We start from the raw sequence: 1,490 nt of genomic DNA, 5'->3' as shown, positions 1-1,490 counted from the left end.
TAGCAAGGGGAGGTGTTGCCCCTTGCCTTTTGCCTCTTGACTCATTTCAATAAGAAATTTAAATACGCGGGCAGCTTATTGTGTTGGGTGAGTTGGGAACCCTAACCGTAGTATGATTGAACAATGCGAAGACTCACAATCACTCGACCCGACGACTGGCACCTTCATCTCCGCGATGGTGCGGCAATGAAAGCGGTTCTCCCCCATACGGTGCGTCAGTTTGCCCGTGCCATTATCATGCCGAATTTAAAGCCCCCAGTGCGCTCAGTGGCTGATGCTGCCTCCTATCGCGATCGCATTCTGGCAGCAGTTCCAGAGGGTCAACAGTTCGAGCCATTGATGACCCTCTATCTCACCGATAATACCAGTCCCGAAGAAATCATGGCGGCGAAAGCCTCCCAGTTTGTCAAAGCGGTGAAATACTACCCAGCCGGTGCCACAACTAATTCCGACTTGGGGGTGACGGAGCTTCGTAGGTGCAATGGGGTTTTTGCGGCCATGGAGCAGCTGGATATGCCGCTACTACTGCACGGAGAAGTTACCGATGGTGATATTGATGTGTTCGATCGAGAGAAAGTGTTCATTGAGAAACAATTAATCCCACTAATAACAAGATTTCCGAAACTGCGGGTCGTATTTGAACACATTACCACTGCCGATGCGGTCAAGTTTGTTCTATCTGCTAACAACAATGTCGCCGCCACAATTACGCCCCAACATTTATTATTTAGCCGAAACATTCTCTTTACCGGTGGCATTCGTCCTCATTTTTATTGCCTGCCGATTTTGAAACGAGAGGATCATCGTTTGGCACTTTTGCAAGCGGCTACATCGGGCAATCCCAAGTTTTTCCTAGGGACCGATAGTGCGCCCCATTCTCGCTACAGCAAAGAAAGTTCCTGTGGCTGCGCGGGTTGTTATTCGGCTCTGCACGCCCTAGAGTTGTACGCAGAAGCTTTTGAGAGCGTTGATGCAATTGAGCAACTGGAAGGGTTCGCCAGCTTTCACGGGCCAGATTTTTATCAACTCCCCCGGAATACGGAACAAATCACCTTAACCAAAACCCCTTGGCGCATTCCCGATGAATTGCCCTTTCCCGAATCCGGACTGGTGCCGTTACGAGCGGGTGAAGAGATAACCTGGCAATTAGGGGAATAAAAACCGCCAGTTTTTATAGTTGCGGTCAAGAATTCACGATTAGTTAGGGCTGGCTGAATAAATCTAAAAACCTTGTTGGCTAAGACTTTTAGACTTTTTTTCCCTCAAAAAGTGCCAACCATTGGAGTGGTCGGGGGGAAAATTCCGGGACTTTTTCCCTGAAAATTAGGTAATTGACCAGGTGAAAATCGGTAAAACCCTACACCCCACATTCCGCACCCTAGTCGTTGAAATCAAAAGTTGCTCTAGCCCTTGTATAGTAAGACTTTTAGCGATTACTAAGAATTATGAAGTGTCACACTCTAGTCAGCGATCGCCAGCTTAATGAGAGT

Annotated in this window: 1 protein-coding gene; it reads left to right on the top strand. The window is 48.1% G+C overall.

Annotation, left to right across the window (positions count from 1 at the left end):
* Positions 1-123 precede the first annotated feature (123 nt).
* Positions 124-1,158 carry a dihydroorotase gene (gene pyrC, locus IQ242_RS24630; protein ID WP_193961760.1) on the top strand — a complete coding sequence of 345 codons (1,035 nt, stop codon included), beginning with the start codon at positions 124-126 and terminating at the stop codon, positions 1,156-1,158.
* Positions 1,159-1,490 lie beyond the last annotated feature (332 nt).

The sequence above is a fragment of the Microcystis sp. LEGE 08355 genome (assembly GCF_015207185.1).
In the GTDB taxonomy this organism is placed as follows: Bacteria; Cyanobacteriota; Cyanobacteriia; order Cyanobacteriales; family Microcystaceae; genus Microcystis; species Microcystis panniformis.
The sequence above is the reverse complement of the archived record's forward strand: the minus strand, read 5'-3'. Positions and strand labels throughout refer to the sequence as shown.

What these genes read in the sequence shown, in the direction of transcription:
- pyrC (WP_193961760.1), top strand. Translation starts at nt 124, where the DNA reads ATGCGAAGACTCACAATCACTCGACCCGACGACTGGCACCTTCATCTC.